The organism is Microbacterium sp. F2 (assembly GCF_052274505.1).
In the GTDB taxonomy this organism is placed as follows: domain Bacteria; phylum Actinomycetota; class Actinomycetes; order Actinomycetales; family Microbacteriaceae; genus Microbacterium.
In genome coordinates this window covers 106,340-128,242 of sequence record NZ_JBNVBV010000007.1, presented here as the reverse complement: position 1 = coordinate 128,242, position 21,903 = coordinate 106,340, and the positions used below count along the sequence as shown (strand labels likewise).

Here is a 21,903-nt window from a genome sequence, read left to right as displayed (position 1 = left end):
TCAGTCCTTTCTGCGTGGCACGACGAACCCGTGCCGGGTGAGATCGAATCGGAAGTGCTCGTGGGGCGGAACGTCATCGACGCCACCCTCGGCCCACGGGTGGCATCGGCTCAGCCGTGCCGCAGCAAGCGCCGATCCTTTGAGAGCGCCGTGCTGTTGTACTGCACCCACGGCATAGGCCGAGCACGAGGGATAGTACCGGCACACGTCGCCGTACAGGTGGGAGATCGTCGCGCGATACCCGTGGAGCACCGCGAGCACAGCGTTACGAGGAACAAGCGGGAGCGCACGCGCCGCGTCGACAGCGTCGAGGTGAGCATGGCCGAGCGCGTACGAGGGCAACTCACTCATCGGTGCTCTCCCGTGAGGCAACGCCTGACCTCGCCCGCGAGGACCTCGTACGGTGCGTCGGCTGCGGCGGGCAAGGCACGGATGACGACCTGCGAGCCGGGGCGAATCTCGTCCACGAGACCCGCGCTGATCGCCTTCAGCCGGCGGCGCACCGTATTGCGGGTGACAGCAGAACCCACCTGCTTACTGACGATGAACCCGAACCGCGACGGAGTGGCATCCACCGAAACCGCCGTGTAGCTCATGAGATGCGCGCCCACACACCTGCGACCCCGGCGGACGACGGAACGATAGTCCGCGCCCCGGGTGATCCGGTGGGCGCGCGCAAGCACTGTGAGGTCAGGCCGAAAGTTCGCTGCGACCCTTGGCGCGGCGAGCCGAGAGGATGGCACGGCCGGCGCGGGTGCGCATGCGGGCGCGGAAGCCGTGCTTCTTGGCGCGGCGGCGGTTGTTGGGCTGGAACGTACGCTTGCTCATGAGATCACTTCCGGATGAGGTGTCGCCGGGATGCTCACACCGGGACGATGAATCGGGGACTGCCGCGAGGGCACAAGTCAACCGACTAAGGGTACGTGGCGCAGCGCTCGAACTCAAACCGAGTGGAGGCGAAGGGACATTATCCCCAGCGTCATCCACCATCTGGAGACGACACGCGCATGGCGTCTACAGTTGATTTTGCGCTGACGGATGCCGCTGACTACCGTTGCTCCGAAAGTTATCCACAGCCGGGGACGGGCTCGCCGCACCGATGCCGCTGAAGCCTGAGGGGGGCCATGTCGACCCAGGAGATTCCGGATGTTCCGGTCTGGACCGCCGCGCTAGAGATCATGCGTGGAGACGATCGGATCACCCCGCAGCTGGAGGGGTTCCTCAATCTCGCGGTAGCTCAGGGCGTCATGGGGGGCACCCTCTACCTGGATGTTCCGAACGAACTGACCGCCGCGCAGATCAACAAGAGGATGCGCGCGCCGATCCTCGAGGCGCTCGCACACGCCGAAGATGGCAGTGGCGAGAGCGTGTCGGCCTTCCGTGTCGTCGTAAATCCGGACCTGGCCGAGTCCCACCTGACAGCGGTCCTGCCGTTGGCGGCGCCGCCCGCGGCATCCATGCACCGCACTGCCGAGGAACCCGTCGAATCCACGAGTACCTCCTCACGCACCGACACGCGCTTGAACCCGAAGTACACCTTCGACAATTTCGTCATCGGCCAGTCCAACCGGTTCGCGCACGCAGCAGCCGTGGCCGTGGCCGAGGCTCCCGCAAAGGCCTACAACCCCCTCTTCATCTACGGAGACTCCGGGCTCGGCAAGACCCACCTCCTGCACGCGATCGGTGACTACGCGATCAGCCTCTATGCCGGTATCAAGGTTCGCTACGTCTCGAGCGAAGAGTTCACGAACGACTTCATCAACTCGATCGCGAACAACCGGGGCGCCGCGTTCCAGGCTCGATACCGGGATGTCGACATCCTGCTCATCGATGACATCCAGTTCCTGCAGGGTCGCGCAGAGACCCAGGAAGCCTTCTTCCATACCTTCAACCAGCTCCACGATCACGACAAGCAAGTGGTGATCACCAGCGACGTGCCGCCCAAGCACCTGACCGGATTCGAAGATCGGATGCGGAGCCGGTTCGAGTGGGGGCTCATCACAGACGTTCAAGCGCCCGACCTGGAAACCCGCATCGCAATCCTCCGCAAGAAGGCGCAGAGCGAGCGGCTCCACATTCCCGATGAGGTGCTGGAGTACATCGCCACCGCGGTCTCGTCGAACATCCGTGAGCTGGAGGGCGCGCTGATCCGGGTGTCGGCTTTTGCCAGCTTGAACCGCTCGAGCCTCGATATCTCGCTGGCTCAGACCGTGCTGCGCGACATCATCGATCAGGATGACGCGAACGTCGTCTCACCGACCGACATCATCGCGGCCACCGCTACCTACTTCAAGCTTTCGGTCGATGACCTGTACGGGTCCAGCCGCTCGCAGGCCGTCGCCACCGCTCGTCAGATCGCGATGTATCTGTGCCGCGAACGGACGAGTCTTTCGCTCCCCAAGATCGGTCAGCTCTTCGGAAACCGAGACCACACGACGGTGATGTACGCCTACAAGAAGATCAGCGACCTCATGAAGGAGCGGCGCTCGATCTACAACCAGGTCTCCGAGATCACCGCTCAGCTCGGTCGAAACGGTCGCTGACCCGTCTTCCCGCCCGCGCAAACCAGGGCTCATAGGAGCCTCATGGATTCTCACTTGACACCGCGCTGTCCCTCCACAAAAATACGCGTTCCCCACAGTGTGGATAACTTGTGGATAAGTGTGGAAGCAGCACTCTCAGCTGTGAGTGAAGCGACCGTCACTTGTGGAACACGAGCGTTGGCAGTGAGCTCCAGCACGAGGCTTCACGCGATTCATCCGCAGCCCGTCCACAAATGACACGAATGTGGTTTCGGCTCGGCGCAAGGGATCGTGCGATTCATCCACAGTTCCCACAGGTGTTAACACCATGACAAAGAACTTCTTAAATGAATCCGGTTCGATGACCTTGAGTGCGAGCGTGCACTTCGGGCGTAAGCGCCCGCGGATCTCTTGAGGTCACAAGACATGAGGGCACTAGCATGGGAGAGCCCAACCGGATCGAGGGAGCGCACGTGAGGTTCGAAGTAAACCGCGATGTGTTCAGCGAGGCTGTGTCGTTCGTCGTCAAGCTGCTGCCACAACGCAACCCGCAGCCGATCCTCGCGGGCATCCTGATCGAGGCCAGCGCAGACGGCCTCTCGCTCTCGGCCTTCGACTACGAGGCATCGGCGCGAACCCTCATCGAGGCGACTGTCGATGACCCGGGCACGATCCTCGTCCACGGACGACTGCTGTCCGAGATCGCGAACCGACTGCCGAACGCTCCGGTCACCGTCCGCGTCGACGATGACGGCGGCATCCTGCTCACCTGCGGGTCAGCGACCTTCACGCTGGCATCCATGCCGGTCGCTGAGTACCCCGCAATCCCCGAGGTCACCGGCGAGTCGGGTCTCGTCCCGGCCGAAGATTTCGCCACCGCGATTGCGCAGGTCGCGTTCGCGGCCTCTCGCGACGATGTCACCCCGGTGCTCACCGGCGTTCAGCTCGAGGTTTCGGGTACCCGCCTGAGTCTGGTTGCCACCGACCGTTATCGTGTCGCGCTGCGCGAGATCCCGTGGGATCCCGCTGGAGGAGCATCCGAAGAGGGCGCGACGGCACTCGTTCCCGCGCGCACTCTCACCGAGGTCGGCAAGACTTTCGCGCACTCGGGGCAGATCTCCATCGCGTTCTCGGGTAGTGGCGATCGCGAGATTATCGCGTTCACCGCGGGCAACAAGACCGTCACGTCGCTGCTGATCAAGGGCAACTTCCCGCCGGTGCGCAGGCTCTTCCCGGAGCAGACCGAACATCACGCCGTCGTAAGCACCTCGGAGTTCGCCGAAGCGGTCCGGCGTGTGTCGCTGGTTCTGGATCGGTCCGCACCGCTGCGATTCACCTTCACTGCAGAGGGCGTGTCGATGGATGCCGCGGGCACCGAACAGGCCCGGGCAACTGAGTCCGTCGATGCGACGCTGAGCGGGGAGGATGTGACGCTGGGCCTGAACCCCCAGTATCTGCTCGAGGCGCTCGGTGCAGTTCGCAGCGAGTTCGCACGGGTCACCTTCACCTCCAGCGACAACGCCAACAAGCTCAGCCCCGTGCTCATCACGGCGCAGACCTCGGTCGACCGGTCGGGCGAGGATTCCTTCAAGTACCTGTTGCAGCCGAACCTGCTGCTGCGCTGAGTTCTGGCGCGGGTCAGGCGTCAGTCGTGGCGGATAGCCTGTACCGATGATCGTCGAGCGGCTGAGTCTCACCGACTTTCGCAACTACGCGCGCGCCGATCTCCAGCTCTCCAGCGGGCCGACAGTTCTGGTCGGAAGCAACGGGCAGGGCAAGACGAACCTCGCTGAGGCCGTCGCGTATCTCGCCACGGCCGGCTCACACCGAGTCTCCTCAGACGCACCACTGGTGCGAGACGGTTCCGACTTCGCCATCGTTCGGGCAACCCTTGCGCACGGGGAGCGTCGGTTGAACGTCGATGTCCAGATCAACCGCCAGGGATCGAACCGCGCACAGGTGAATGGAACCGGCATCCGTACGGGCGAACTCGGTCGCTATGCGCATGTCGTACTGTTCGCGCCGGAAGACCTGCAGATCGTCCGCGGTGATCCGGGTGCCCGGCGCCGCTTCGCCGACCAGCTTCTCGTGCAGCGATACCCGAGACTGTCGGCGACGCTCGCCGACTACGATCGCGTGCTCAAGCAGCGCGGTGCGCTGCTGAAATCAGCCCGCGCCAGGCGCCTGGGCACTGATGCCCTGCCAACCCTGGACGTGTGGGATGACAAACTCGTCGCTCTCGGGGTCGAGATCATCCGGGCGCGCGAAGCACTCGTGAGGGATCTCGCGGGACCGATCGCTGACGCCTACGCGTCGATCGCCGGGGCCGATCACGCTCCGGACGCGCGGTGGGTGCTCTCCGTGGACGGCGCCGACCCCGATGACGACGAGGGCACGGCCGGTGTCACCGAATCCGGCGACCTGTTCGAGCGGTTCCGCGCAGCCCTGCGTGAGAAGCGCAGCGCAGAACTGGAGCGCGGGGTCAACCTCGTGGGTCCGCACCGCGACGACCTTGTGCTCTCGCTTCGCGGTCTGCCGGCGCGCGGGTACGCCTCGCATGGCGAATCCTGGTCTCTGGCTCTGGCGCTGCGCATCGCGTCGGCTCATCTGCTCCGAGCCGAGTCGCAGCTCGGTGACCCGATCGTCATCCTTGATGATGTCTTTGCCGAACTCGACGCGGGCCGCCGGGTGCGGCTGGCCGACATCGTGGGCGAGTTCGAACAGGTGATCGTGACTGCCGCAGTTGAGCAGGATGTTCCTGCTGAGCTTCGCGTCGGCACCGTCCGTGTCGAGGCGGGCACCCTGAGTGGTAGCGGTCCGGTTGATCGAGAAGTGTCATGACCGTGGACGCGGAGCAGGCATCCTCGGTACCCGAAACGATCGCGACGTACCTGCGCCTGCGAGGGCTTGCCCCCACTGCCCGCGTCGCTCGCCGCCGACGGCGCCGGATGGATGACGAGAACGAGCCGTTCACGCCGGGCCGGGATCCGAAGGGTGTCGGCGATGTCCTCACCGCTCTCACCCGGGAGGCCGGATGGGACGCACAGCTTGCCCGGGAAGATGTGGTTCTCACCTGGAACGAGGTGGCCGGGGCTGAGACGGCGCGCCATACCCGTCCGGTGGGCTTTGTCGACGGCATCCTCACCGTCCAGGCTGATTCGACGGCGTGGGCTCGGCAGTTGCAGAACATGCGCTCACAGATCCTCACCGAGATCATTCGTCGGTTCCCGGACGCCGGGGTCGAGAGCGTCCGCTTCATCGGGCCGGACGTCCCCTCCTGGAAATGGGGGCCGAGAGCCGTTCCAGGCCGCGGTCCGCGCGATACCTACGGCTGAACCACCTCCCGGGACGTCGCGACGAATTTCATCGCGCCACAGGACCGTAGAGCGCTCGAACAGAGTCTGGACTTGATAGACTGGCCCACAGTCCTATCGTCGATGTGGAGCGCCTCTCACCATGCCCTCAGAAGTCCCTGAAAGCGTTCCCGAAGATCCGCAGCTCGCAAACGCCGGCAAGGTCCAGAACGAGTACGGAGCTGACGCGATCCAGGTCCTCGAGGGACTGGAGGCGGTGCGCAAGCGTCCCGGCATGTATATCGGGTCGACCGGTGAGCGGGGCCTTCATCACCTCGTGTACGAGATCGTCGACAACTCGGTCGACGAGGCCCTGGCCGGCTATTGCGACACCATTACTGTCACGATCCTCGAAGACGGTGCCGTTCGGGTGGTCGACAACGGCCGCGGAATCCCCGTCGATATGCACCGCACCGAGGGAAAGTCCACCGTCGAGGTGGTGCTGACGGTGCTTCACGCCGGCGGCAAGTTCGGCGGCGGCGGGTACGCGGTCTCCGGTGGTTTGCACGGCGTCGGCTCCTCTGTCGTGAACGCCCTGTCGACGCGGCTCGAGGTCGAGGTCAAGCGCCAGGGATTCGTCTGGCGGCAGTCGTTCCGTGACGGCGGAACCCCGGTTGCGCCGCTTGAGAAGGGTGAGCCGAGCGACGAGACCGGAACGACCATCACCTTCTGGCCGGATGCCGGAATCTTCGACACTGTCGACTTCGACTACGACACTCTTCGCACTCGCTTCCAGCAGATGGCGTTTCTGAACAAGGGGCTGCGCATCACGCTTCGCGATGAGCGCCCCGAATCCGCCTACGTTGTCGATGATCAGTCGGGAAACACCAGCGCCACCCAGCCGCACGACGACTACCTTTACGAGCGCGGGCTCGTCGACTATGTCGAGTACCTCAACAAGGTGCGCAAGACCGAGGTCGTCAATGACGAGATCATCGAGGTCGAGTCCGAAGACACCGAGCGCCACATTTCGCTCGAGCTGGCGATGCAGTGGACAACGAGCTACACCGAGAACGTGTTCACCTTTGCGAACACGATCAACACTCACGAGGGTGGAACCCACGAAGAAGGGTTCCGAGCCGCGTTGACGACGCTCGTGAACCGGTACGCACGTGCCCAGGGCATGCTCAAGGAGAAGGATGACAACCTCACCGGTGAGGACATCCGCGAGGGCTTGACCGCTGTCATCTCAGTGAAGCTCTCCGAACCCCAGTTCGAGGGCCAGACCAAGACGAAGCTCGGCAACACCGAGGCCAAAGCTTTCGTGCAGAAGGTCGTCGGCGACCAGTTGACGGATTGGCTCGATCGCAATCCTGCGCAGGCCAAGAACGTCATCCGCAAAGCCATCGACGCCGCGAGCGCGCGACTTGCTGCGCGCAAGGCTCGCGAGACGGCACGGCGCAAGAGCGTCTTCGAGTCGGCGGCGATGCCCGACAAGCTCAAGGACTGTGTCTCGAAGGACCCGTCGATCAGTGAGATCTTCCTCGTGGAGGGGGACTCGGCCGGCGGTTCGGCTGTCGGTGGTCGCGATCCTCACACGCAGGCGATCCTTGCCCTTCGCGGAAAGATCTTGAACGTCGAGCGGGCGCGCCTGGACCGGGCTCTCGGCAACAAGGAAGTGCAAGCGATGATCTCGGCCTTCGGCACGGGAATCGGTGAGGACTTCGACATCGCTAAGGCGCGGTACCACAAGATCGTGCTGATGACGGATGCCGACGTCGACGGTCAGCACATCACGACGCTGCTGCTGACCCTGCTGTTCCGCTACATGCGCGGTCTCATCGAAGCCGGCTACGTGTACCTCGCCCAACCCCCGTTGTACCGGATCAAGTGGTCGAACTCTCCCCACGAGTACGTCTACTCCGATCGGGAGCGTGACGCGCTGTTGACCGAGGGAGCCGCCGCGGGTAAGCGCATCCCGAAAGACAACGCGATCCAGCGCTATAAGGGTCTCGGCGAGATGAACGCCGAGGAACTGTGGGAAACCACGATGGATCCCCAGACCCGAACGCTCCGGCAGGTCACGATCGATGACGCGGCGGCCGCCGACGAGATCTTCTCGATTCTCATGGGCGAGGACGTGGAGTCGCGCCGCGGGTTCATTCAGCGAAACGCGAAAGACGTCCGCTTCCTGGACATCTGAGTACGCGAGCACATCGAAACGACGAAGTAGAGACAGACATGGCAGACGAACAACGTCCCGAGCCGGAGCACAACCACGGTCGAATCGACCAGGTCGACCTGCAGCTGGAGATGCAGCGGTCCTACCTCGACTACGCGATGAGCGTCATCGTCGGTCGCGCCCTTCCCGACGTGCGCGATGGCCTCAAGCCCGTGCACCGCCGCGTGATCTACGGCATGTACGACGGTGGGTACCGCCCCGACAAGTCCTTCTCGAAGTGCTCGCGTGTCGTCGGTGAGGTGATGGGTCAGTACCACCCGCACGGTGACTCGGCGATCTACGACACTCTCGTCCGACTGGTGCAGCCCTGGGCGCTGCGTTACCCGCTCGCTCTCGGCCAGGGTAACTTCGGGACCCCAGGAAACCAGGGCGCCGCTGCACCGCGATACACCGAGACCAAGATGGCGCCCCTCGCGCTGGAGATGGTCAGGGACATCGAAGAAGAGACCGTCGACTTCCAGCCCAACTACGACGGACAGACGCAGGAACCGATCGTCCTGCCGGCCCGCTTCCCGAACCTGTTGGTCAACGGTTCCGTGGGTATCGCGGTCGGCATGGCAACAAACATCCCGCCGCATAACCTCCGCGAGGTCTCCGCCGGCGCGCTGTGGGCGCTCGAACACCCCGAGGCGACCCGCGAGGAACTCCTCGAAGCGCTCATGGAGCGCATCCCCGGACCCGACTTCCCGACTGCCGCGCAGATCCTCGGCACGAAGGGCATCAAGGAGGCCTACCGCACCGGCCGCGGATCGATCACGATGCGCGCAGTGGTCAGCGTCGAGGAGATCCAGGGACGTACCTGCCTGGTGATCACCGAACTGCCCTACCAGGTCAACCCCGACAACGTCGCTGTGAAGATCGGCGACCTTGCCCGCGAGGGCAAGATCACCGGCATCGCCGACATCCGTGACGAGACATCGGGCCGCACCGGTCAGCGCCTGGTCATCGTCCTCAAGCGCGACGCCGTCGCGAAGGTCGTGCTCAACAACCTGTACAAGCACACGCAGCTGCAGGAAAACTTCGGCGCGAACATGCTGGCGATCGTCGACGGCGTGCCCCGCACGCTGCCGCTTGACGGATTCATCAGCTACTGGATCGAGCACCAGGTCGAGGTCATCGTCCGGCGCACCCGATTCCGCCTCCGCAAGGCCGAAGAGCGGATGCACATCCTGCGCGGATACCTCAAAGCGCTCGACGCGCTCGACGAGGTCATCGCGCTCATCCGTCGCTCGGCGACCGTCGATGATGCGCGCGAGGGTCTGAAGGACCTGCTCGAGATCGACGACGTGCAAGCCGACGCGATCCTGCAGATGCAGCTGCGCCGCCTTGCCGCCCTCGAACGGCAGAAGATCATCGACGAAGCCACCGAGCTCGAGGCACAGATCCTGGACTTCCAGGCGATCCTGGCCGACCCGATGCGCCAGCGCTCCATCATCCGGGAGGAGCTCACCGCCATCGTCGAGCGTTTCGGTGACGACCGACGCACCGAGATCCTGCCCGGCTATGACGGCGACATGTCGGTCGAAGACCTCATCCCCGAAGAGGAGATGGTCATCACCGTTACCCGTGCCGGGTACATCAAGCGCACCCGCAGCGACAACTACCGGTCGCAGCACCGCGGCGGTAAGGGTGTGAGGGGTGCGCAGTTGCGGGCTGACGACGTCGTGGAGCACTTCTTCGTGACGACGACCCACCACTGGCTGTTGTTCTTCACGAACAAGGGCCGCGTGTACCGCGCGAAGGCGTACGAGCTTCCCGAGGCCGGCCGCGACGCGAAGGGCCAGCACGTCGCGAACTTCCTCGCGCTCCAGCCCGAGGAAGAGATCGCCCAGATCCTCGACATCCGTGACTATCAGGCAGCTCCCTACCTGGTGCTTGCCACCCGCAACGGACTGGTGAAGAAGACGCGCCTGACCGAGTACGACACCAACCGCCAGGGCGGCGTCATCGCCATCAAGTTGCGCGCCGGCGAGGGTGAGGATGCCGGAGACGAACTGACCTCCGCGATGCTCGTGGACGAGGGTGACGACATCCTGTTGATCAGCCGCGAGGGCATGTCGCTGCGGTTCACGGCCACGGATTCGGCGCTTCGCCCCATGGGACGGGCGACCGAGGGCGTCAAGGGAATGTCGTTCCGTGGAGATGATTGCCTGCTGTCGGCATCCGTGGTTCGTGACGAGGGATACGTGTTCGTCGTGACTGAGGGCGGCTACGCGAAACGCACGGATGTCGCCCAGTATCGCGAGCAGGGCCGAGGCGGCCTGGGCATCAAAGTCGCGAAGTTGACCGAGGATCGCGGGGTCCTCGCGGGCGGTTTGATCGTCTCGGAGGACGACGAGGTCTTGGTGGTTCTTGCCAGCGGCAAGGTGGTACGCTCTGCCGTGGCCGAGGTCCCCGCCAAGGGTCGCGACACCATGGGTGTCGTCTTCGCCCGCCCCGATGACGAGGATCGCATCATCGCGGTCGCGCGTAACGGAGAGCGGGTTGTGGCAGAAGATGCCGCGGCCACGGATGCGTCGGATGACGCCGCCTCCCCCCAGATCGTTGAAGGAAGTCCCGACGCATGACGACGGTAGCCGACAAACTCGCCAAGAAATCCAGCAAGACCACGACGAAGCAGGTGCGCCTGCGCCTGGTCTACCTTGACTTCTGGTCGGCCGTGAAGCTGTCGTTCTTGGCTGCCGTGGCGATCGCCATCGCAACCGTCGTCTTCTTCGTGCTGATCTTCCTCATCCTGCAGACGACGGGTCTGATCAGCCAGGCTGACGCGTTCATCGGTAGCTTCACCGACGGCACGTTCTCGCTGTCGGCAGTTTTGTCTCTCCCGCAGGTGCTGGCGTTCTCGGCGATCGTCGCGATCCTGAACCTCGTGGTCGTCACCGTCATGGGCGCCGTGGTTGCCGGTATCTACAACCTCGCGGTGAAGGTCACGGGCGGCTTGCTCGTCGGATTCACCTCGAACTGACGCGCCGCGCATTCGCGACGTCGCCGGCGAAGGCCGGGCTATACGACGGTCGTGCCCAGCAAGGTGCCGATCCCATAGGTCGCTGCCAGCGCGAGCGCACCGCCGATGACCAGCCGCAGCACCGCACGTCCCTGTGACGAGCCTCCCAGGCGTGCCGAGATCGAACCCGTGACGGCCAGTGCAATGAGGACTGCCACGACAGTGACCGGTACCCGCCACTCCGGCGGCGGAAGAAGAATCGCCAGCAGGGGCAGGAGCGCACCGAACGTGAACGCGACGGCGGAGGAGAACGCTGCCTGCCACGGGCTCACCAGATCGTCTTGGTCGATGTGCAGCTCCACCTCGAGGTGAGCCGCGAGGGCATCGTGGGCCGTGAGTTCTTTCGCGACCTGCACCGCGGTGTCCCGGCTCAGCCCGCGATCCTGGTAGAGCTGGGTCAACTCCTCGAGCTCTTCCTCGGGCATCTCGGCGAGCTCGCTCCGCTCCTTGGCGATCAGCGCTCTCTCGCTGTCGCGCTGGCTGCTGACCGACACGTATTCGCCCAGGGCCATCGAGATCGCCCCACCCACCAGGCCCGCGACACCCGCGAGTAAGAGGGCAGGAGTGTCGGTGGTCGCACCGGCGACACCGACCACGAGCGAGGCGACGGAGACGATGCCGTCATTGGCACCGAGAACGCCGGCACGTAGCCAGTTGAGTTTCTGGCTGACGCCGGTCGCGTGCGGTTCGTGGGCGTGCGTTGCATCGGTCACGCCGCTCAGTCAACAACCCGCCAAGACGGCGCGCAATGAAGGATCGGCTAAGCGAACTCCGGCCAGCGTGCATCCGGATTCGTGGAAACCGCGTCGCTTCGGGTAAAGTCTTGGAGGTTGACGGTGCGATGTGCCGGCACCACACGGGGCTATAGCTCAGGCGGTTAGAGCGCTTCACTGATAATGAAGAGGTCCCAGGTTCAAGTCCTGGTAGCCCCACGCAAGCCCCGGGGCCTTAGCTCAGTTGGTAGAGCGCCTGCTTTGCAAGCAGGATGTCAGGAGTTCGAATCTCCTAGGCTCCACGCATTTTTGATAGATCGTGCGCATCCTTTGACTGATGCGTTGTGCTGAATCACTCCCGCCTCGGCGGGCATCTATGTCGTAGATCAGATCGCCCGCTAGGAAAGCTCAGTGTCCGTGTTGTTGGGCCACCATCCGTTCGCACCTCGAACTTAGTTGGACAACATGGGCGCTGCCGCGAGGTGAAATGGGTCGCTGAGCCCTTTGCGCCGAAGCAGCGCACGGATTTACTAGGATGCCTTCTTCGCAGACCCACGGACTACTATGCGTCCCGTGGCGCTGGACTCCGACACGAACTTTCCAGTCGCGGCGCTTTTCGGCACGTGCACAGTGTAGGAACCCGTCTTTGCGTTACGCGCGGCAGTGCTCTTCTTGGCGGCCATGGGCGACTCCTACTCTTTTCCTCAGGCTAGTTATCTTTCGTCGAGAACGCGACACCGTTGATGCGTGTTCCCCACGCTGCGCTCAACTCGGAGGCAGCATTGATCCACTCGTCTTGGCGCGCAAGCAGCGCCGATGTTGTTTGAGCTAGTCCAAACGTGAGGACGCCCGTTGCGAAGTCGGGGTGGGTTCCGTCACCAGCAAAGACGGGGATAGCCAATACTGATCGCCACGTTGGACTAACACCCGCGGCGCGCTCCACGTCCCTGAGCTTGACCTCTTCGGATCCGATCGCCTCGCCCGCGATCCATGGACTATCGTGTCCGGTCGGCACGAGCTTCAGCTGCCGCACACCGGCGTAATACGTGCCCTCCGATGCCCATCGAGCGAGCTTGCCTCGTGCATTGGCCAACCAAAATGTGGCCCGGTACGCGGGACTGCCGAGCGCTGCCGCGATCATCTCTGCATCTGCTTCGAGTTGCTCAACATACTCGCGTTGAAGTGTTCCGAATCTCCGAGTGTGGGCGTCCCATATGCGGCGTGATCGCTCAGCCGGGGTTAGGTAGCTATCACTCCCTGCGTGCCTCAGTTCTCGGATCACGAGGGCTACATCGGCGAGGTCGTGCAGGGTTAGTGCCTGTAGACCGATTGACTCCCACTCTGAGGTGAGCGCATCCTCGATTGTTTCGAACGTTTCACGGTCAAGACCGAGTCCCTCGCGCACAATTGTTACTAGGGCACGGTATCTCGGCTTCTCGTCGCGAACAATGAGATGCAGCCAATGGCGGATGTCCGGATCGCGGTAGGACGTCCCGGCAAGGAGTAGAGGGCCGCGTGCGAGAGCCGAGGACAAGAACTGTCGTTGCCATGCGTGAGGGTCGGCGACAAGCTCTGCGAAGTCGTTGTAACCAACGACAGCTGAGTACTCGTTCCCGCCGAACACCGCCCCATGAAGATGGTGAACAGTTGGCACGTCGGGCTCTGCTTGACCCTCAGTATCCATGACTACTACAGGTGCGCCGCTAGTTAGCGCCGCCGACTCCAAGAGATCGTCGAAATTCAGGGTGGCGAGCGTGGTTGCCCCCGGCATTGCAGCAAAGTGACCCGCTGCCGCAAGGTGAAGCGGCGAGGGGTCGGCGCTACTAGGAGGTCGGCCGTACAGCGCCTCATTTAGGTGAGCGGCCCAGCTCGATCCAGAGCGTGCGTGCGCCGCCTCTAGCACGATCATGGGATCTTGCTTGCTGAGCAGCACCTTGGCTGCAGTGGAGGTCGTCACGAGTCCGCTCAGAACCGCGATTCGCGTGGCGAAGTCGTCCCAAGTCGGGAGACCGGAGGGTGCTGACGCGCCCGCCCCAAGCACGACAGTCAGATGGGTGTCACCAGTAAGCGCGGCGAAACTCTCCATGACCTTCCGGTCGATGTCGGGTGCACTCACGATCTCACGTTATCGATGGCCCCAGACATACCGCACCACCACACCGACGGCCGAGGCCCTCGAAGATCTGGGAAACTCGTTCACCGTGAGATTGGCACTCATCTGTCGAACCCCCGAGGCACTCCTGCCTCTTGCACAGCGTCACGTGCGTGAAACAGCCGGCGCGTAGCGTTGCGTCACCGCGACACGCGCGTGCGCGGCGAAGGGAGCGAACGTGTCGGCGCTGCGGTTTGGGGTCTTCGAGGTCTACGGCCCGCAAGTGGGTGGCACGCTCAGCTGGCCGCATCCGCTCAGCGACTCGATCGACTTCGCCGACCCCGAGCGCTGGGTGCGCCTTGCGAAGGTGATGGATGCCACCGGCTTCGACTTCCTCTTCTTCGCCGACGGGTACGGTTACCCGATCGTCGGCGATGACATCAGCGCGGATGCCGTCGCGCACGGCATCAACTTCTCGGGCTACGACCCGGCGACGCTCCTGCCCGTGCTCATGCGTGAGACATCCAACCTCGGATTCGTCGTCACCGCGACCACCGGCATTGACCATCCGGTGCAACTTGCCCGCCGCTTCTCGACGCTCGATGCGATCTCGGGAGGGAGGATCGGCTGGAACATCGTCACCGGCGCATCGCAGAACGCGGTGGCCGAACTCTTCGGCCACGACGAGATGGTTGCCCACGACACCCGATACGCGATGGCCGAAGAGTATGTCTCGCTCGCACGGCGGTACTGGGAGGATGCCTGGAGCGACGACGCGCTCGTGGCCGACCGTGAGTCCGGAGTGTACGCGCAGCGGTCCGGCATCCATCGCGTGGTCTACGACGGTGACCACTACCGCTCCCGCGGGTACTACGGCGCCCCGCCCACGCCGCAACGCACGCCGCTGCTCTTTCAGGCTGGAACATCCCCAGCCGGAAGGTCATTTGCTGCCCGCCACGCCGAGTGCGTCTTCGTGCAGGCGACGACACCGAGCCACACGGCATCGGCGGTCTCTGACCTGCACCGTCGCGCGCGCGAAGCGGGGCGAACCACTCCGCTCGTGACGATGGCGGGGCTCACCGCCATCGTTGCCGAGACCTCCGCCGAGGCACGGGAGCTCGCCGACGAATTCGACCGGATGCAGACCGACGATGTGGTCGCGACCCTCTATGCAGGAAACACCGGCATCGATCTGCGAACCCTCGATCCAGACCAGACCCTGCACCAGGTGCTCGACGCTGGTGGGCCCATCGGACAGATGGGTACCAGCAACATCGAGCGATTCCTGGGCAGCGCCGACAGGCCCGCCCCGACGGTCCGAGAAATCCTGGACGAGCTGCGGGGGCGCGGCACGCGGGGCTTCCGGCTTGTCGGAGACCCGACCCAGGTCGCGGACGGCGTTGAGGAGCTCGCTGCCCGCACCGGACTCGACGGATTCCTCATCGAGCCGGTCTTCGGAACGCGGGACGTTGCGGCGTTCGGAGACCTCGTCGTACCGATCCTGCGTGAGCGGGGGCGGCTCGCGCCGCACCGCGCCGATGCGACGTTCCGGTCCCGCATGCAGGAGACGCAGCCGGCAGCTCCCGTATCGTGAATCCATGGATCTGCGGGTCGCGGCGTATTCGATCGTCATCGACGACGACCGACGCATGCTGCTCGCGCACTGGAACGAGGGCGGCGCATCGGGATGGACCCTTCCGGGCGGTGGTCTCGAGCCGGGTGAGAGCCCGGATGCCGCAGCCCGGCGCGAAGTTCAGGAAGAGACCGGTTACCGTGTCGCGCTCGATGAACTTCTCGGCATCCATTCGCGGGTGATTCCCGCCCACCGGCGCCTGGTGCCCGGATCCGACCTGCCGTTGCAGGCACTGCGCATCGTCTACCGCGCCCACGTCACCGGCGGGGAGCTGCGCAACGAGACGGACGGCACGACCGATCGCGCGGAATGGTTTCCGCTGACGCAGGTGCGCAGGCTCAAGCGGGTCAGTCTCGTGAACATCGGCCTGCGGATGGCGGGACTCGGCTCCTTCACGCGCTGAGCGCGCCAGCACAAACGACTGCGGCGCCCGGAAGCCGAGCGCCGCAGTGAAAGCCGATCTGGATCAGGCGTCGGGAGCGCGCAGCGGGTCGTCGGCAACCCACAGCTCGTCGTCAGCCCGCAGCGTCTGCCAAGCGGCGTAGAGCACACCGGCTGCGGCGATCACACCGAGGATGATGGCGAAGACGCCACCGGCACCGATTCCCTGCTTCTGCGGCTCGAGCGCCGAAAGCCTCTTGGACAGCTTCTTCGAGACATCCTTGCCGTACTTGTCGGCGAGCTTGGCGTACTTCTTGGCGTCGGGCGCCGACAGTCCGCGGCCCGCGGCGAGCTTCGCGCGGGTCTCGTTTGCTGCGTCCCAGGCCGAGAGCGCGGAACCGACGACGGCTCCGGTCGCGGGGATGGCGCGGTTGGTCAGGAACGACTTGGATGAGGCGAGTCCGCGCTGCACATATGGCTGGGCGTAGCGGCCGTAGGCCTCCTGGACCTGGGGAACGACCTGCTCGCGGCCGTAGTTGCCCAGCTGCCGACCGGCTTCCCGGGCGATGTCAGCGGCTTCGCCGACCAGCACCTGCTGCGACTCCCAAATGTCGTTCGCGTGCTTCTGGAGCTTGCGGAGTTCCTTCTTGCGCTTGCGGCTGAGGCTCACGGGGCCCTCCCTGTCGTGTCGACGTGGTCTTCCCATCTTGCCATGTGAGCCGCAGACGGGAAGTGTTCACGGCGAACTCTGAAAGAATGGCCGCATGCCTCAGCACACCGCGGTCGCCACGATCCACACCAACCACGGCGACATCGTCGTCAACCTGTTCGGGGACCAGGCCCCGCGCACCGTCCAGAACTTCGTCGGTCTCTCCGACGGAAGCCGTGAGTGGACGCATCCGGCCACCGGCAAGCCGGGCGAGGGCGCGCTCTACACGGATGTCATCTTCCACCGCATCATCGAAGGCTTCATGATTCAGGGCGGCGACCCGCTCGGCGTCGGTACGGGAGGTCCGGGATACAACTTCAACGACGAGATCAGCCCCGAGCTGACCTTCACCGAGCCCTACAAGCTCGCGATGGCCAACGCGGGCCTGCGCCGCAACGCGATCACCGGCCAGCCCGAGGGGACGAACGGCTCCCAGTTCTTCATCACGGTTCCCGGCCAGGGCGGTCGTGGTCCCGAGTGGTTGCAGGGCAAGCACACGATCTTCGGTGAGGTGGCGGATGACGAGTCTCGCCGCGTCGTCGACGCGATCAGCGCCGTCGCCACGGGGCCCGGCGACCGCCCGATCGAGCCTGTCGTCATTTCGTCGATCGACATCGCTTCGGTCTGACGGGAGTCGGCATCTGCCGTGACGACGTCCGACGCGTTCCGCAGCAACCGGGACAACTTCTGCTACCGGCACCCTGACCGACAGAGTTTCGTGCTGTGCCAGCGCTGCATGCGCACCATCTGTCCGGAGTGTCAGACGCAGGCCGCGGTCGGAGTCATCTGCCCGGAGTGCATGCGAGAGCAACGCGCGACCCAGACGAGCGCGCAGAAGAAGGCCGAGCGTCGCTGGTCGAGGGCGCCGATGGCGGTCGGGACGCAGCGACCTACCGCGACGTACGCCATCATCGTGATCACCGCAGCGGTGTTCGTGCTGCAGTTGCTCATCCCCGCAATCGAGGGCATGTTCGCCTTCAACAGCGCCTACGTGATCCCGTCTATCGCGTTCGAGCCGTGGCGGCTGTTCACGGCGATCTTCCTGCACTCGAGCTTCTTCCACATCGGATTGAACATGCTCGCGCTCTGGATGATCGGGCGGTCGCTGGAGCCGCTGCTCGGCCATGGCAGATTTGTCGCGCTCTACCTGCTCTCTGGCCTCGGCGGATCGGTGGGCGTCGCGTTGATTGCGCCCGGGACCTGGGTGGTCGGAGCCTCCGGCGCGGTGTTCGGACTCCTCGGCGCTCTGCTCGTGATCGGGCGGCACATCGGGGCGAACATCACCGGCATCCTGATCGTGCTCGGCATCAACCTCGTGATCGGGTTCGTTCCCGGCTACAACATCGCCTGGCAGGCGCACGTTGGCGGTCTGGTCGTTGGCGCAGTCATCGGGCTCGTCTTTGCACGTACGCGTACGCGCGCTCGGCAGCCGCTGCAAATCGGACTGCTCGTGGCGATCGGTGTCGGGCTGCTCGCCCTGCTCGCGATCCCCGCGGTGTTCTACGTGTAATCCATCCACAGATTCATCCACACCTGGGGATGAATCACAGCCGTGTAATTCGGTGGGGGCGAATCCGTACGGCTAGCGCCAGCGTGTGGTCATCAGGAAGCCGACGAAGGCGATCCCGAAACCGATGACCAGGTTCCACGCGTCGATCCCGGGAATCGGGTACTGCATGCCGCTGATGTAGGAGACGAGCACCCACACCAGTCCGAGCAGCATGAGTCCGATCATCACCGGCTTGAACCAAACCGGGTTCGGTGCGGAATCCGCGCTACTGCTCTCGACGATCGGGTCGTCGTCGTTGCTCTGGCGTGCCATGCGCACAAGTCTAACTGCCAGGGCTCCTCCAGCAGGAGACGAATAGAATCGCCGGTGATGTACGGCGCCCGGTGATCTGGGCCGGGGCGAGGACTCAGACGAGAGGGGATACGCGTGGCTGATGCGGAGGAAGTGCCGCACCCGACCCGCCGATCGCGTCGCCCAGCGAAGCGCCGCCGCCGGGTGAGTGTCCTTGGTGTGATCGGGGAACTGCTCATCACCCTGGGTGTGCTGGCATTCCTGTACGTCGGGTGGCAGCTGTGGCTCGGGGACGTGATCCAGGGCGCGCAGAAGAACGCCGCCGGCAGCGAGTTGTCGCAGCAGTGGGAGCAGGCAGCTGAGACGGCATCTCCCACGCCGGATGCGTCCGCCTCGCCGGATCCGACAGCGACGACCGAGGCCGAGGTCCCCATTCCCGTTCTTGGCCAGCCCGACGACGCGCAAGCCTTCGCCATCATGCGGGTGCCCCGCTGGGGGCCGGACTACAGCGTCACGATCGCCGGCGGTGTGACACGCGCACGAACACTCGACCCCATCGGGATCGGCCATTACCCCGGCACCCAGATGCCGGGAGAGGCCGGGAACTTCGCCGTTGCCGGCCACCGCACAACCTACGGAAAGCCGTTCTCCGACATCGAGACGCTGCGCATCGGCGACGCGATCGTCGTCGAAACCGAGGCCGGGTGGTACACCTACAGGTTCCGCACTCTCGAGTACGTGAAGCCGACCGAAACATCGGTGCTTGACGCCGTTCCGCAGATGGATGTCACTGCCGGCGACGCCTACATCACGATGACCAGCTGCAGTCCGCGCTGGAGCATGACGGAGCGGATCGTCGCGTATGGCGTGTTCGAATCGTTCACTCCGAGGGATGCGGGCCCGCCGGCATCCCTCACGGAAGGAATCGCCTGATGTACGCAGCACTGTGGCACGTGCTACCCGGCCCGTGGTGGGTGAAGGCCGCGATCCTGACGGTGATGGCCGCCGCTGTTCTGTACGGCCTGGTCTTCTACGTCTTCCCCTGGATCAGTGAACTGACCACTCCGCAGGACGCGACAGTCGGGTGACCGCCGATTCGCCGACCCTCGGCCCGGTACTTGTGGTCGACAACCACGACAGCTTCGTCCACACCCTCGTGGGGTACCTGCACGAGTTGGGCGCCACGACCGTGATGGTCGAGGCAGACCAGATCACCGCGGATGCCGTTCCGCGGCTCGTCGGTGATCACGCCGGCATCCTCGTCTCTCCCGGGCCCGGGCGTCCCGCCGACACTGCGGCATCGAAGCATCTCGTTCGGGAGGCTGTCGAGCAGCGTGCTCCCATGCTCGGCGTGTGCCTCGGGCACCAAGTGATAGCCGAGGCGCTGGGTGCCCGGGTGACCGTCGCCCCGGAACTCTTCCACGGCGTCACGTCGCCGGTGACTCACGACGCGTCGATGCTGTTTTCCGGCATCCCGTCGCCGTTCATCGCCAACCGGTATCACTCACTGTCGGTTGATCCCGACACAATCCCTGAGAGCCTTGTGGTCACCGCCCGCACCGACAGCGGGATCGTGATGGGAGTCGCCCACCGCGACGCGCCGCTGTGGGGTGTGCAGTTCCATCCCGAGAGCGTGCTCACCGAGGGCGGCTACCGGCTGTTGGCGAACTGGCTGGTGAAGGTCGGCTACCCGGATGCCGTCGAACGATCGGGCATGCTTCGACCACACGTCGCCGCTGGCGTGTGAGTCTGGCCTCGTCATCCGAGGTCAGAGTTCGTGAGAGTGGAGGGTCAGCCGGAGCAGTAGGTCAACGTGATTGTCGAGCGTACGGGCACCTCACCGGGCGCGAGTGACTGGGCGATGACGACGGGCGGGGTGGTCGCGGGGCACGACGTGTCTTCCTGCGTTTCGACCGTCAACTGGGTGTCGGGGGCTTCGAGTTCCCGCGTTGCTGCCTCGACGGTGTAGCCGGTGACGTCGTTGATCAGAACACGTCCCGTCGCAACGACGAGATCGACGCTGCTGCCGACTGCCACCTCGTCGCCTCCTGCCGGATCCGCAGCGATGACGATTCCGGCGTCGAGGGCGGGGTCGTTACGCGAAGTGACAGTGCCCACCTTCAGACCGACCTGCTCGAGGGCCTGCGCGGCAGTCTCCTGGGTCAGGCCCGTGAGAGCCGGCACAGCCACGAGCTCTTGCCCCGTCGAAACGTAGACCTTGATTTCCTGGTTCACCTCGACCGAGACATCCGTGCCGGGCTCTGTCCTGATGACGTTTCCCTCGGCCACCGCGACGCTTGGCTCTTCGACGCGCACGGGAACCAGATCGTTCGCGATCAGTTCCTCCGCGGCCCGTTCGTAGGTCATGCCGGTCACGTCGGGGACGATCCGCGAGTTGCTGGGTACGCTCTCGCCGCCGCGCGGAATGGTGAGCACCCAGAACAGCACCGAGATCAGCAACACGGCGAGGATCGCGACGCCCGCCCAGACCCACGCGACCGGGGGACCTGACTGTGTGCGTCGCATCGTCGTGTCGGTCGAAAGCTGCCGGAGCGACCGAGCGGTCTCCGCGGCCTGCCGCGGGTTGGGGCCGTAGAGCTCGCTGGTCAGCGTTCCCAACTGCCGGCGCGAGGGCGCCTTGCCGGTCAGGGCATGAGTCAGTGCGGCTCGAAAGGATGCCGCGTCTTGGTAACGCTGGTAGGGATCCTTCGCGAGAGCGCGAAGCACGACGGCATCCAACGCACGCGGGATCTCTTCGTTGATCTCCGACGGTGTGAGCGGGGTCTCGCTGACGTGTTGGTACGCGACGGCAACCGAGGACTCGCCCCGAAACGGCGCGCGGCCGGTCAACATCTCATAGAGCACGACACCTGTGGAATACAGGTCGGCACGGGCGTCGACCGGTTCGCCCTTCGCCTGCTCGGGTGAGAAGTAGGCGGCAGTGCCGAGGATGGCGGTGGTCTCGGCAACGGTTGACGATGAATCCGAAACCGCGCGAGCGATACCGAAGTCCATCACCTTGATGTGATCGTCGGCGGTGACCATGACGTTGCCGGGCTTGATATCGCGGTGCACGACGCCCGCCCGGTGCGAGTACTCGAGAGCCTCAAGGATGCCGTCGGCGTAGGCGACCGCACGGTCGGCCTCGAGAGGACCGTCCTCGATCACGTCCTTCAGCAGTCGCCCCGTCACCAGTTCCATGACGATGTACGGCACGGGCTGGGTCGTCCCGTCGGGAAGGGACTCGGTCTCTTCGCCGGCGTCGAACACGCGCACGATGGTGGGGTGCGACATCCGCGACGCAGCCTGTGCCTCTAGACGGAAGCGCGTCCGGAACCCGGCATCCCGAGCGAGCTCGGGATTGAGGACCTTGATCGCGACGTCACGGCCGAGCGTCAGATCGTATCCGCGATACACCGACGCCATGCCGCCGCGGCCGATCGACTCGTCGATCCGGTAGCGGCCCGACAGCACGCGAGAATCGTCGGTCACACTACCCCTCCCTGACTGAGC

The 21,903-nt window shown here is 64.7% G+C and carries 22 protein-coding genes and 2 tRNA genes; 16 read left to right on the top strand and 8 right to left on the bottom strand.

Annotated features, from left to right (window positions below):
• From yidD to rpmH, 3 genes are read right to left on the bottom strand one after another with little or no spacing between them, the layout of a single operon-like run.
• Entirely contained in the window at positions 1-351 is a 351-nt protein-coding gene (yidD, locus tag ACQVDU_RS12805; protein ID WP_300595141.1) for a membrane protein insertion efficiency factor YidD, read from the bottom strand.
• Positions 348-683: a ribonuclease P protein component gene (gene rnpA / locus ACQVDU_RS12800; protein ID WP_300595143.1), complete on the bottom strand. Its 336-nt coding sequence runs from the start codon at positions 681-683 to the stop codon at positions 348-350. The genes yidD and rnpA overlap by 4 nt, the downstream gene beginning before the upstream one ends.
• Before the next feature lie 7 nt (positions 684-690).
• Positions 691-828 (bottom strand): 50S ribosomal protein L34, encoded by a 138-nt coding sequence (rpmH, locus tag ACQVDU_RS12795; protein WP_193597422.1) that lies wholly within the window; start codon positions 826-828, stop codon positions 691-693.
• A 296-nt stretch (positions 829-1,124) separates the two neighbouring features.
• Between rpmH and dnaA the strand changes: the two genes are divergently transcribed.
• From dnaA to ACQVDU_RS12760, 7 genes are all read left to right on the top strand, one after another.
• The gene (gene dnaA / locus ACQVDU_RS12790; protein ID WP_443477329.1) at positions 1,125-2,543 is read left to right on the top strand and encodes a chromosomal replication initiator protein DnaA; all 1,419 of its coding nucleotides are present in this window, start codon (positions 1,125-1,127) and stop codon (positions 2,541-2,543) included.
• Positions 2,544-2,995: 452 nt separating this feature from the next.
• A complete protein-coding gene (dnaN, locus tag ACQVDU_RS12785) occupies positions 2,996-4,147 on the top strand; it encodes a DNA polymerase III subunit beta (RefSeq protein WP_443477328.1) in 1,152 nt (383 codons plus the stop codon).
• A 46-nt stretch (positions 4,148-4,193) separates the two neighbouring features.
• Positions 4,194-5,363 (top strand): DNA replication/repair protein RecF, encoded by a 1,170-nt coding sequence (recF, locus tag ACQVDU_RS12780; protein WP_443477327.1) that lies wholly within the window; start codon positions 4,194-4,196, stop codon positions 5,361-5,363.
• Complete coding sequence (locus ACQVDU_RS12775) at positions 5,360-5,857, top strand: DUF721 domain-containing protein (RefSeq protein WP_300591331.1); 498 nt, start codon at positions 5,360-5,362, stop codon at positions 5,855-5,857. Before recF ends, ACQVDU_RS12775 begins: the two co-directional genes overlap by 4 nt.
• Before the next feature lie 121 nt (positions 5,858-5,978).
• Entirely contained in the window at positions 5,979-8,018 is a 2,040-nt protein-coding gene (gene gyrB / locus ACQVDU_RS12770; RefSeq protein ID WP_443477326.1) for a DNA topoisomerase (ATP-hydrolyzing) subunit B, read from the top strand.
• 38 nt (positions 8,019-8,056) lie between these two features.
• Positions 8,057-10,624: a DNA gyrase subunit A gene (gene gyrA, locus ACQVDU_RS12765; RefSeq protein WP_443477325.1), complete on the top strand. Its 2,568-nt coding sequence runs from the start codon at positions 8,057-8,059 to the stop codon at positions 10,622-10,624.
• The gene (locus ACQVDU_RS12760) at positions 10,621-11,022 is read left to right on the top strand and encodes a DUF3566 domain-containing protein (RefSeq protein WP_292712685.1); all 402 of its coding nucleotides are present in this window, start codon (positions 10,621-10,623) and stop codon (positions 11,020-11,022) included. The genes gyrA and ACQVDU_RS12760 overlap by 4 nt, the downstream gene beginning before the upstream one ends.
• 38 nt (positions 11,023-11,060) lie before the next feature.
• On the opposite strand, the gene ACQVDU_RS12755 is transcribed toward ACQVDU_RS12760, so the two are convergent.
• Positions 11,061-11,774, bottom strand: coding sequence for a VIT1/CCC1 transporter family protein (locus ACQVDU_RS12755; protein WP_300591335.1), 714 nt, complete (start codon positions 11,772-11,774; stop codon positions 11,061-11,063).
• A 145-nt stretch (positions 11,775-11,919) separates the two neighbouring features.
• On the opposite strand from ACQVDU_RS12755, the gene ACQVDU_RS12750 reads away from it, so the two are divergent.
• Positions 11,920-11,993, top strand: a tRNA-Ile gene (locus ACQVDU_RS12750).
• A 10-nt stretch (positions 11,994-12,003) separates the two neighbouring features.
• A tRNA-Ala gene (locus ACQVDU_RS12745) sits at positions 12,004-12,076 on the top strand.
• Between the two features lie 407 nt (positions 12,077-12,483).
• Here the strand turns inward: ACQVDU_RS12745 and ACQVDU_RS12740 are convergent.
• The gene (locus ACQVDU_RS12740; protein ID WP_300591760.1) at positions 12,484-13,890 is read right to left on the bottom strand and encodes an SIR2 family protein; all 1,407 of its coding nucleotides are present in this window, start codon (positions 13,888-13,890) and stop codon (positions 12,484-12,486) included.
• Between the two features lie 214 nt (positions 13,891-14,104).
• Here ACQVDU_RS12740 and ACQVDU_RS12735 point away from each other — a divergent pair, with 214 nt between their 5' ends.
• A complete protein-coding gene (locus ACQVDU_RS12735) occupies positions 14,105-15,460 on the top strand; it encodes an NtaA/DmoA family FMN-dependent monooxygenase (RefSeq protein WP_443477324.1) in 1,356 nt (451 codons plus the stop codon).
• Positions 15,461-15,464: 4 nt separating this feature from the next.
• The gene (locus tag ACQVDU_RS12730) at positions 15,465-15,902 is read left to right on the top strand and encodes an NUDIX hydrolase (protein WP_300591764.1); all 438 of its coding nucleotides are present in this window, start codon (positions 15,465-15,467) and stop codon (positions 15,900-15,902) included.
• 63 nt (positions 15,903-15,965) lie between these two features.
• Here the strand turns inward: ACQVDU_RS12730 and ACQVDU_RS12725 are convergent, their stop codons facing one another.
• A complete protein-coding gene (locus tag ACQVDU_RS12725) occupies positions 15,966-16,550 on the bottom strand; it encodes a DNA helicase (RefSeq protein ID WP_292712694.1) in 585 nt (194 codons plus the stop codon).
• A gap of 94 nt (positions 16,551-16,644) precedes the next feature.
• On the opposite strand from ACQVDU_RS12725, the gene ACQVDU_RS12720 reads away from it, so the two are divergent.
• Both ACQVDU_RS12720 and ACQVDU_RS12715 read left to right on the top strand, forming a co-directional pair.
• The gene (locus ACQVDU_RS12720) at positions 16,645-17,217 is read left to right on the top strand and encodes a peptidylprolyl isomerase (protein ID WP_443477323.1); all 573 of its coding nucleotides are present in this window, start codon (positions 16,645-16,647) and stop codon (positions 17,215-17,217) included.
• A gap of 18 nt (positions 17,218-17,235) precedes the next feature.
• On the top strand, positions 17,236-18,099 hold the full coding sequence (locus ACQVDU_RS12715; RefSeq protein ID WP_300591768.1) for a rhomboid family intramembrane serine protease: 864 nt from the start codon (positions 17,236-17,238) through the stop codon (positions 18,097-18,099).
• Between the two features lie 72 nt (positions 18,100-18,171).
• Here the strand turns inward: ACQVDU_RS12715 and ACQVDU_RS12710 are convergent, their stop codons facing one another.
• On the bottom strand, positions 18,172-18,411 hold the full coding sequence (locus ACQVDU_RS12710) for a cell division protein CrgA (protein WP_443477322.1): 240 nt from the start codon (positions 18,409-18,411) through the stop codon (positions 18,172-18,174).
• 114 nt (positions 18,412-18,525) lie between these two features.
• On the opposite strand from ACQVDU_RS12710, the gene ACQVDU_RS12705 reads away from it, so the two are divergent.
• The 3 genes from ACQVDU_RS12705 to ACQVDU_RS12695 are packed head-to-tail and all read left to right on the top strand — an operon-like array spanning position 18,526 to position 20,137.
• Positions 18,526-19,323 (top strand): class E sortase, encoded by a 798-nt coding sequence (locus ACQVDU_RS12705; RefSeq protein ID WP_443477321.1) that lies wholly within the window; start codon positions 18,526-18,528, stop codon positions 19,321-19,323.
• Positions 19,323-19,478 carry a hypothetical protein gene (locus ACQVDU_RS12700; RefSeq protein WP_300591774.1) on the top strand — a complete coding sequence of 52 codons (156 nt, stop codon included), beginning with the start codon at positions 19,323-19,325 and terminating at the stop codon, positions 19,476-19,478. The genes ACQVDU_RS12705 and ACQVDU_RS12700 overlap by 1 nt, the downstream gene beginning before the upstream one ends.
• Positions 19,475-20,137, top strand: a complete 663-nt coding sequence (locus ACQVDU_RS12695) for an anthranilate synthase component II (RefSeq protein ID WP_300591776.1) — start codon at positions 19,475-19,477, stop codon at positions 20,135-20,137. The genes ACQVDU_RS12700 and ACQVDU_RS12695 overlap by 4 nt, the downstream gene beginning before the upstream one ends.
• A 44-nt stretch (positions 20,138-20,181) precedes the next feature.
• On the opposite strand, the gene pknB is transcribed toward ACQVDU_RS12695, so the two are convergent.
• Positions 20,182-21,882, bottom strand: a complete 1,701-nt coding sequence (gene pknB / locus ACQVDU_RS12690) for a Stk1 family PASTA domain-containing Ser/Thr kinase (RefSeq protein ID WP_300591778.1) — start codon at positions 21,880-21,882, stop codon at positions 20,182-20,184.
• Positions 21,883-21,903 lie beyond the last annotated feature (21 nt).

Excerpts from the sequence above, each read along its gene's own strand:
- recF (WP_443477327.1), top strand. The coding sequence starts at position 4,194 with ATGATCGTCGAGCGGCTGAGTCTCACCGACTTTCGCAACTACGCGCGC.
- yidD (WP_300595141.1), bottom strand. The coding sequence starts at position 351 with ATGAGTGAGTTGCCCTCGTACGCGCTCGGCCATGCTCACCTCGACGCT.
- ACQVDU_RS12700 (WP_300591774.1), top strand. The coding sequence starts at position 19,323 with ATGTACGCAGCACTGTGGCACGTGCTACCCGGCCCGTGGTGGGTGAAG.
- ACQVDU_RS12710 (WP_443477322.1), bottom strand. The coding sequence starts at position 18,411 with ATGGCACGCCAGAGCAACGACGACGACCCGATCGTCGAGAGCAGTAGC.
- ACQVDU_RS12760 (WP_292712685.1), top strand. The coding sequence starts at position 10,621 with ATGACGACGGTAGCCGACAAACTCGCCAAGAAATCCAGCAAGACCACG.
- ACQVDU_RS12720 (WP_443477323.1), top strand. The coding sequence starts at position 16,645 with ATGCCTCAGCACACCGCGGTCGCCACGATCCACACCAACCACGGCGAC.
- rpmH (WP_193597422.1), bottom strand. The coding sequence starts at position 828 with ATGAGCAAGCGTACGTTCCAGCCCAACAACCGCCGCCGCGCCAAGAAG.
- dnaA (WP_443477329.1), top strand. The coding sequence starts at position 1,125 with ATGTCGACCCAGGAGATTCCGGATGTTCCGGTCTGGACCGCCGCGCTA.
- gyrB (WP_443477326.1), top strand. The coding sequence starts at position 5,979 with ATGCCCTCAGAAGTCCCTGAAAGCGTTCCCGAAGATCCGCAGCTCGCA.
- ACQVDU_RS12775 (WP_300591331.1), top strand. The coding sequence starts at position 5,360 with ATGACCGTGGACGCGGAGCAGGCATCCTCGGTACCCGAAACGATCGCG.
- gyrA (WP_443477325.1), top strand. The coding sequence starts at position 8,057 with ATGGCAGACGAACAACGTCCCGAGCCGGAGCACAACCACGGTCGAATC.
- ACQVDU_RS12730 (WP_300591764.1), top strand. The coding sequence starts at position 15,465 with ATGGATCTGCGGGTCGCGGCGTATTCGATCGTCATCGACGACGACCGA.